Below are 7,207 nucleotides of genomic sequence, written 5' to 3'. Positions count from 1 at the left end.
TGCTCTACCAACTGAGCTATTCCCGCAACAGGATGTCATCTGCACATGATTGGAGCGGGAAACGAGACTCGAACTCGCGACCCCGACCTTGGCAAGGTCGTGCTCTACCAACTGAGCTATTCCCGCATCGGAATATCATCTGCAGCACTTCATAAAATAAGCTTGGAGCGGGAAACGAGACTCGAACTCGCGACCCCGACCTTGGCAAGGTCGTGCTCTACCAACTGAGCTATTCCCGCAACATTGGTTGTCTTTCAGGCTGTGCTGATGATTGGAGCGGGAAACGAGACTCGAACTCGCGACCCCGACCTTGGCAAGGTCGTGCTCTACCAACTGAGCTATTCCCGCATCGGAATATCATCTGCAAACTTTTGGAGCGGGAAACGAGACTCGAACTCGCGACCCCGACCTTGGCAAGGTCGTGCTCTACCAACTGAGCTATTCCCGCAACTGCCTTAAAACGGCCGTACAGCATTTGGTTGCTTGCGCTACTGTACGGGAGCCGAATTATAAGAGCAGTCATTCCAATTGCAAGGGCTTTTTTGTCACTGTGCAGTCGTTCGCTCAAAAGCTGGTCGAACTGTCGATTTTAACGACCGGACGGCGCCAACCCCTTGCCGGCAACTCAGATTTTGAAGACGTGACCACGGTAGAACTGCAGCTCGGCGATGGACTCACGGATGTCATCCAGCGCCATGTGGGTGCCGCGCTTGGTGAACTGATCCAGCAGCTCCGGCTGCCAGCGGCGCACCAGCTCCTTGATGGTGCTGACGTCGACGTTGCGGTAATGGAAGAAGGCTTCCAGCTCGCCCATGTGCTTGACCATGAAGCGGCGATCCTGACCTATGCTGTTGCCGCACAGCGGGCTGGTGCGCTCCGGCACCCACTGACGGATAAACGCGAGCGTCTCGGCCACGGCGCGCGCCTCGTCATGCTCACTCGCCTTGACCCTGGCCACCAGGCCGCTCTTGGTGTGGGTGTTGACGTTCCACTCGTCCATCTTGGCGAGCTCTGCCTCGCTCTGGTGAATGGCGATGACAGGCCCTTCCGCCAGCACGTTCAGATCCTTGTCGGTGACTATGGTGGCGATCTCCAGTACCACGTTCTGCTCGGGGTCCAGACCCGTCATCTCCATGTCGATCCATACCAGGTTCTGCGCGCTGACTGTCATGATTACTCTCTCAGTTAGGAGGAATGGCGGAATTTTGCCGATTTGCATGTATCATACTGGCTTTGGATCTGTTCATAAACTGGCGAATCGAGTGGCAAAGAAAGCAAAACTCAATCTGGGTCAACAAAGACGCGTCCAGGCCAACCGCGAGCGGCGGCTGCAAAAAGATCACAGCACAGTCGTGGATGACACCCTGTTTGGCCCGGCCATCGAGGGCATGGTGATCAGCCGTTTCGGTCAGCATGCGGACGTGGAAGCGAATGACGGCACCATCCACCGCAGCAACCTGCGTCGCAGCAGCATCAGCAGCCTGGTGTGCGGTGACAAGGTGGTCTGGCGTCCCGGCCTCAATGCCGCGACCGCGGGCGTCATCGAGGCGGTACATCCGCGTCACTCGGTGCTGACCCGGCCGGACTTCTATGACGGGGTCAAACCCATCGCCGCCAACATCGACCAGATCATCATCGTCTCGGCGGTGGTACCCGAGTTCTCCACCAACATCGTCGATCGCTATCTGGTGGCCGCCGAAGACGTGGAGATCCAGCCGCTCATCGTGCTGAACAAGGTCGACATGCTCGACGCCGCCGCCCGCGCGCGCATCGAGCTGCAGCTCGCTCCCTATCGCAAGCTCGGCTACCAGGTGATCCTGGTGAGTTGCGAGAGCGGCGAAGGGCTGGACGAACTCAAGGCCCAGTTCGAAGGCAAGATCAGCATCTTCGTCGGCCAGTCCGGGGTGGGCAAGTCCTCCCTGACCAACGCCCTGATGCCCGGGCTGGGTGTGCTCACCGGCGAGATCTCCGAGAACTCGGGGCTAGGTACCCACACCACCACCACGGCGCGGCTCTACCACTTCCCGAGCGGTGGCGATCTGATCGACTCCCCCGGGATCCGCGAGTTCGCACTCTGGCACCTGGAAGCCGATCGCATCACCTGGTGTTTCGTCGAGTTTCGTGACTACCTGGGTGGTTGCCGATTCCGCGACTGCACCCACAAGGACGATCCCGGCTGCGCCCTGCGCGCGGCGGTCGACAGTGGCGCCATCAGCGCCGATCGCTTCCACAACTATCACCGCATCCTGGAAACCATGCAGGAAGCCCGCCACGGTCGGCAGCAAGCCCGACTGTGACCCATTCAACTTATTTCGATGAAGATCATGAGCATCACTGACAACCTGAAAATTGCCGGTCAATATTGCCTGCCCAAACATGCCGTCTCCCGCCTGATAGGCAAGCTGGCGGCCGCCGAGGCCGGAAAGCTCACCACCAGGGTGATAGAGGCGTTCATCAAGCAGTACCAGGTCGACATGAGCGAGGCGTTGCACGAGAGTCCCGCCCACTACCCGAGCTTCAACGCCTTCTTCACCCGTGAGCTCAAGCCGGGGATCCGCCCGCTGGTGGAAGATGCCATGACCCTGGCCCTGCCGGTGGATGGCACCGTCAGCCAGCTCGGCCCCATCCAGCAAGGCCGCATCATCCAGGCCAAGGGCCACGACTACAGCGCCCGCGAGCTGCTGGGCGGCTTTGAGGATCTGGTGGCGCCGTTCAAGGATGGGGATTTTGCCACCATCTATCTGGCGCCCAAGGATTACCACCGCATCCACATGCCGCTGGACGGTGTGCTGGAGAGCATGGTGTTCGTGCCGGGGGATCTCTTCTCCGTCAACCCGCTCACCGCCGAGAACGTACCTAACCTGTTCGCCCGCAACGAACGGGTGGTCGCCACCTTCCGCACCCCCCATGGTCCCATGGCGCTGGTGCTGGTTGGCGCCACCATAGTCGCCAGCATCGAGACCATCTGGGCCGGCAACATAGCACCGACCAAACAGAAGGAAGTGGTGCGCTGGGACTACAGCGGTGACGAGGCCATCACCCTGCAGAAAGGGGCCGAGATGGGCCTGTTCAAGCTCGGCAGCACAGTGGTCTGCCTGTTTGGCCCTGGCATGCTGGCCGGTTTCGACCCGCAACTGGCCAACGGCGTGACCACCCGCATGGGGCAACCCTTTGCCAAGCTGGCGGCCAAGCCATGAGCGACCAACCCACTCCGCCAGCACAGCGAAAGAACCCGCTGCACGGGCTGACCCTGGAGGCGATCGTCACCGCCCTGGTCGAGCATTATGGCTGGGAGCAGCTGGGGAAGGAGATCGACATCCGTTGCTTCACCCAGGATCCCAGCATCAAATCCAGCCTGAAATTCCTGCGCAAGACCCCCTGGGCCCGGGAGAAGGTCGAGAGCCTCTACCTGTACGTCCAGCGCAAGCAGGCCAAACAGGCGGGATCCCACAGTGTTTAAATCCAGCCTGAAATTCTTGCGCAAGACCCCCTGGGCCAGGGAGAAGGTCGAGAGCCTCTACCTGTACGTCCAGCGCAAGCAGGCGAAAAAGAAGGAAGACCCCGATGGCGTTTAAAATTACCTACACCTACGGCAAAAAAACCAAAGAGATCGGCTACGCCAACGACAAGTTCAACAGCATCTACGATGCCATCGCCGCGGCCGAGGGGATCAACCTGGCCAGCTTCCACGCCATGGAGGCCCAGCTGGCCCAGGTCTGCCGCCGCGACAAGAAGAGCGTGAAGGATTACCAGGAGAACTACTTCAAGGAACTGGGCTTCTCCAGCATCGTCATCGAGCGGGATCTGCAGGAGTAATATGCGCACCCTGACCCTGATGGCCGCCTCCCTGCTGCTGGCGGCCTGCAGCACCCCGGAACAGCACCTGGTCGGCAACGATCAGGATGTCCACGGCTGCCGTGCCAGCGCCGGCTACCAGTGGTCCAGCCTGACCAGCCAGTGCGTGCGGCTGTTCGAGCAGGCGGTGCGGCTGCAATCCCTCAAGGCCGATGAAACCGGCAGCGCCTTCGTGCTGTTCGGCCCCGATCAGCGCGAGGCCGAGCTGACTCTGCCAAGCGGCGAGCAGATCCGGCTGGTCCGCCAGGGGGACGAGGGCAACTGGTCCTGGCAGGGTGGCGCCTATCAGCTCTTCCCCTGGAAGGGCTATCTGCTCAAGTCCGGCGAGCAGGTCCTGTTCCACGGTGACAGCGCGCTCTGATGGCAAGCCTCCTCACAAAGCCCCCGGCCCCTGCCGGGGGCTTTTGTTTATAGGCCCTCCGCATACCGGCTTAAGTGGCGTGGATGAGTGGACGGCAACCTCTTCCCGCCGGAGAGTCCAAAAACAAAAACCCCGTTGCAGGCAACGGGGTGTTTGGTGCGGACCGTCGCCATGACGGGCGGCGGGCAGGGCCGGATCAGTTGCCCAGGGTGGCGAACAGGCTCTGCTCCAGGCTGCCGCGGGAGACGCAGACCGGGCTGATGGACGGCGCCAGCACGCGCTCGCCGGAGGACTCGACGAAGTAGAGCTGGGTGTTGCCCTTGACGTTGACGGTCGCCACGCTGTTGTTGCCGCTCTGGGTGATGATCAGGTTGATCTGCAGATTGGGGTTGCCCAGCGCCACTTTGGCGCCCATGGTGCCGCAATCCAGCCACTCGAGACCCTCGGCCGAATTCTCGACGTTGGCGGTCATCAGGCCGGAGCCACGCTGGCTGTTCTCGATGTTCAGGCCGTGATCGCCAAACCACTTCTCGGCGCGGGCCCACACCAGATCCACCGGGATCGCCAGCTCCTGGGTGTTGTTGGTCGCCTTGGCAACCGGCGGGGTATAGCGATACTGCTCGCCGCCATTGTTGTCACTGGCACAACCGACCATCAACAGGGCCAGGGCGCCCCCCATTATCTTCTTCATGTCGCTTCTCTCATCCATACGGCCACAGGCCAACCGGCGGCTATTATGGCGCCCGCGACACAGACTGTCAGCAGGGATCAACAGAAATGGTCAAGCCTTCGGCCACGCTTTACAAAAGTGGCCTGTTATCATAGATTTGCTCGAAGTCTCCCCCGTGAGTATCCCCGTGAATTCCTTGCTCACCCTGGCTCTGCTGCAGCAGATCATCGACCAGTTACCCATGAATATCTTTTGCCGAGATACGGACGGACGCTACCTGTTCGCCAACAAGGTCTTCGCGCGAGAGGCTGGCCTGCAGCACCCCCATGAACTCGTCGGCAAGACGGATGCCGAGATGCCCTGGGGCGATGTGTTCCGGGAGGAGGATCAGCGTCTGCTGGCCGAGCGGCGTCCCCTGCTTCATCAGCAGCTGCACTGCCACAGCGGCGGCACCACCAGCTGGATGGAGATCCACAAGATCCCGCTCTATGACGAGCAGGGCCACCCGCTTGCCCTGTTCGCCATGATCAGCGAGATAGATCAGCGCAAGGAGCTGGAGCAGACCTTCCGCCAGCAGCAGCTGCTGCAGCGTCGCCTGCTGGACGCCATCCCGGACCCTATCCGACTGGAAGACCACCAGGGCCTGCTCATCGACTGCAACCAGGCCTTTCTCGACTTCATGGGGCTGGCGGCGAGCGAGGCGCTGGGCCAGCGGATCGCCCCTCGCCTGCCCGCCGTACAGCCGCTGGGACGGGGGGAGTATTGCCTGATGGATGCCAATGGCCAGGGCCGCCATCTGGAGGTGACCCGGGTCGACGTGCCGGATGACGAGGGCAACTCCCTCGGCATCCTGACCCTGAGCCGTGACATCACCGGGCTGCGCACCACCCAGGCCCAGCTCCAGCAGGAGCAGCATTACGACAGCCTGACCGGCCTGCTCAAACTCTCCCACTTCCTGCAGACCAGCCGCCACCTCGGCGCCCGCCCGGCCAGCCTGCTGCTGGTCGATCTGCAACATTTTCGCGAGATCAACGATCGCTTCGGCATCCGCATCGCCGATCGCCTGCTCAGCCAGGTGGCCCGTCGCCTGCAACGGCTGGCGCCGCCCCAGTCACTGCTGTGCCGGGTGGCAGCCGATGACTTCGCCCTGCTGCTGCCGGACTTGCCCCTTCCCCTGACCGAGTGGAGCCGCAACCTGCAGTACGAGTTGATGGTGCCCTATCAGGTCGAGGAGCACAGGATCCAGATCCCGGTCTTCCTCGGCATCGCCCAGGGCAAGGCCAACGATGCCGAGCGCCTGCTGAGCCATGCCGAGGCCGCCCTGGCCCAGGGCAAGCGCCAGCAGCAACACTGCACCCTGTTCGACCCCGAACTCGATGCCAAGCTCAAACGCCGTCAGCTCATCGCCGCCCAGCTGCCGCTGGCCATCAAGTCGGCCCAGCTGGTCGCCGTCTATCAGCCGATCATCTGCACCCACAGCAACCAGTTGCACGGCGCCGAACTGCTCTGCCGCTGGCCTCATGCGGAATTCGGCATGATCTCCCCCGACGAGTTCATTCCCCTGGCGGAAGAGCTGGGGCTCATCGGCCAGCTCGGCCAGCTGATGCTGGAGCTGGGCTGTGCCCAGCTGGCGCGCTGGCAAGTGGCGGCGCCGGATCTGGTGCTCTCAGTCAACCTGTCGCCGCTGCAGTTCCGTGACCCCGAGCTCTGCCCGCAGATCTTCGCCTGCATCGAACGCCACGGGATAGCCCCCTGGCAGCTGGAGCTGGAGATCACCGAAGGGGTGCTGATGGAAAACGCCGACGAGATAGAGAGCAACCTCGCGAACCTGATCGAAGCCGGCTTTCAGCTCGCCATCGACGACTTCGGCACCGGCTACTGCTCCCTGGCCTACCTGCCGAGGTTGCAGGTGGCGACCCTCAAGCTGGACAGAAGCTTCACCCAGGGGCTGGCCACCAACCAGGCCACCACCGCCATAGTGCGCTCCGTCATCGGCCTCGGCCATGAGCTCGGGATCAAGATCACCGCCGAAGGGGTGGAGACCCAGGAGCAGCAAGCCTGGCTGGCCCAGGCGGGCTGCGATCGCCTGCAGGGCTACCTGTTCAGCCGCCCCCTCCCCCCGGCGGAATTTGCCCGCAACTACCAGTTGCCCGCGGACTGATGGACAGACAATAAAAAAGGCCACTTGAAGTGGCCTTTTTTATTGTCTGTCATTGTCTGTCGAGGGGATTACTCCTGAAAGTAGGTGTCCCAGCCGTCGTAATCCACGCCGTATTGCTCGAGGGGCATGGCCAGCATCTTCTCGACGGTCTGACTAGCGC

The 7,207-nt window shown here is 62.0% G+C and carries 9 protein-coding genes and 4 tRNA genes; 7 read left to right on the top strand and 6 right to left on the bottom strand.

Translation table 11 applies throughout. From position 1 onward, the window contains the following. Positions 1–50 precede the first annotated feature (50 nt). From AACW18_RS02315 to orn, 5 genes are all read right to left on the bottom strand, one after another. Positions 51–126 (bottom strand) — tRNA-Gly (locus AACW18_RS02315). Positions 127–163: 37 nt separating this feature from the next. Next, positions 164–239: transfer RNA gene (locus AACW18_RS02310), tRNA-Gly, on the bottom strand. 33 nt (positions 240–272) lie between these two features. Further along, positions 273–348, bottom strand: a tRNA-Gly gene (locus AACW18_RS02305). 24 nt (positions 349–372) lie between these two features. Further along, positions 373–448: transfer RNA gene (locus AACW18_RS02300), tRNA-Gly, on the bottom strand. 177 nt (positions 449–625) lie between these two features. Beyond that, a complete protein-coding gene (gene orn, locus AACW18_RS02295; protein WP_042651682.1) occupies positions 626–1,171 on the bottom strand; it encodes an oligoribonuclease in 546 nt (181 codons plus the stop codon). Between the two features lie 91 nt (positions 1,172–1,262). On the opposite strand from orn, the gene rsgA reads away from it, so the two are divergent. The 6 genes from rsgA to AACW18_RS02265 are packed head-to-tail and all read left to right on the top strand — an operon-like array spanning position 1,263 to position 4,216. After that, positions 1,263–2,297: a small ribosomal subunit biogenesis GTPase RsgA gene (gene rsgA / locus AACW18_RS02290; protein WP_042651681.1), complete on the top strand. Its 1,035-nt coding sequence runs from the start codon at positions 1,263–1,265 to the stop codon at positions 2,295–2,297. Positions 2,298–2,324: 27 nt separating this feature from the next. Then, positions 2,325–3,197: an archaetidylserine decarboxylase gene (asd, locus tag AACW18_RS02285; RefSeq protein WP_218390044.1), complete on the top strand. Its 873-nt coding sequence runs from the start codon at positions 2,325–2,327 to the stop codon at positions 3,195–3,197. Continuing rightward, on the top strand, positions 3,194–3,460 hold the full coding sequence (locus AACW18_RS02280) for a VF530 family protein (RefSeq protein WP_218390043.1): 267 nt from the start codon (positions 3,194–3,196) through the stop codon (positions 3,458–3,460). The genes asd and AACW18_RS02280 overlap by 4 nt, the downstream gene beginning before the upstream one ends. After that, positions 3,453–3,575: a VF530 family DNA-binding protein gene (locus AACW18_RS02275; protein ID WP_371317061.1), complete on the top strand. Its 123-nt coding sequence runs from the start codon at positions 3,453–3,455 to the stop codon at positions 3,573–3,575. The genes AACW18_RS02280 and AACW18_RS02275 overlap by 8 nt, the downstream gene beginning before the upstream one ends. After that, the gene (locus AACW18_RS02270) at positions 3,565–3,816 is read left to right on the top strand and encodes a DUF2960 domain-containing protein (RefSeq protein WP_042651679.1); all 252 of its coding nucleotides are present in this window, start codon (positions 3,565–3,567) and stop codon (positions 3,814–3,816) included. Before AACW18_RS02275 ends, AACW18_RS02270 begins: the two co-directional genes overlap by 11 nt. Before the next feature lies 1 nt (position 3,817). Continuing rightward, a complete protein-coding gene (locus AACW18_RS02265; protein ID WP_218390042.1) occupies positions 3,818–4,216 on the top strand; it encodes a hypothetical protein in 399 nt (132 codons plus the stop codon). A 196-nt stretch (positions 4,217–4,412) separates the two neighbouring features. Here AACW18_RS02265 and AACW18_RS02260 read toward each other — a convergent pair whose 3' ends face one another. Then, complete coding sequence (locus AACW18_RS02260) at positions 4,413–4,907, bottom strand: hypothetical protein (protein ID WP_042651677.1); 495 nt, start codon at positions 4,905–4,907, stop codon at positions 4,413–4,415. Between the two features lie 166 nt (positions 4,908–5,073). Between AACW18_RS02260 and AACW18_RS02255 the strand changes: the two genes are divergently transcribed. After that, positions 5,074–7,047, top strand: a complete 1,974-nt coding sequence (locus AACW18_RS02255; protein ID WP_218390041.1) for a putative bifunctional diguanylate cyclase/phosphodiesterase — start codon at positions 5,074–5,076, stop codon at positions 7,045–7,047. Positions 7,048–7,207 lie beyond the last annotated feature (160 nt).

Source organism: Aeromonas sp. sia0103, assembly GCF_963895295.1.
GTDB classification, from domain to species: Bacteria; Pseudomonadota; Gammaproteobacteria; order Enterobacterales; family Aeromonadaceae; genus Aeromonas; species Aeromonas encheleia.
Note: the sequence above shows the minus strand (reverse complement) of the source record. Positions and strands in the feature narration are given on the sequence as shown.

What these genes read in the sequence shown, in the direction of transcription:
- AACW18_RS02280 (WP_218390043.1), top strand. Translation starts at nt 3,194, where the DNA reads ATGAGCGACCAACCCACTCCGCCAGCACAGCGAAAGAACCCGCTGCAC.
- AACW18_RS02260 (WP_042651677.1), bottom strand. Translation starts at nt 4,907, where the DNA reads ATGAAGAAGATAATGGGGGGCGCCCTGGCCCTGTTGATGGTCGGTTGT.
- AACW18_RS02265 (WP_218390042.1), top strand. Translation starts at nt 3,818, where the DNA reads ATGCGCACCCTGACCCTGATGGCCGCCTCCCTGCTGCTGGCGGCCTGC.
- AACW18_RS02270 (WP_042651679.1), top strand. Translation starts at nt 3,565, where the DNA reads ATGGCGTTTAAAATTACCTACACCTACGGCAAAAAAACCAAAGAGATC.
- asd (WP_218390044.1), top strand. Translation starts at nt 2,325, where the DNA reads ATGAGCATCACTGACAACCTGAAAATTGCCGGTCAATATTGCCTGCCC.
- orn (WP_042651682.1), bottom strand. Translation starts at nt 1,171, where the DNA reads ATGACAGTCAGCGCGCAGAACCTGGTATGGATCGACATGGAGATGACG.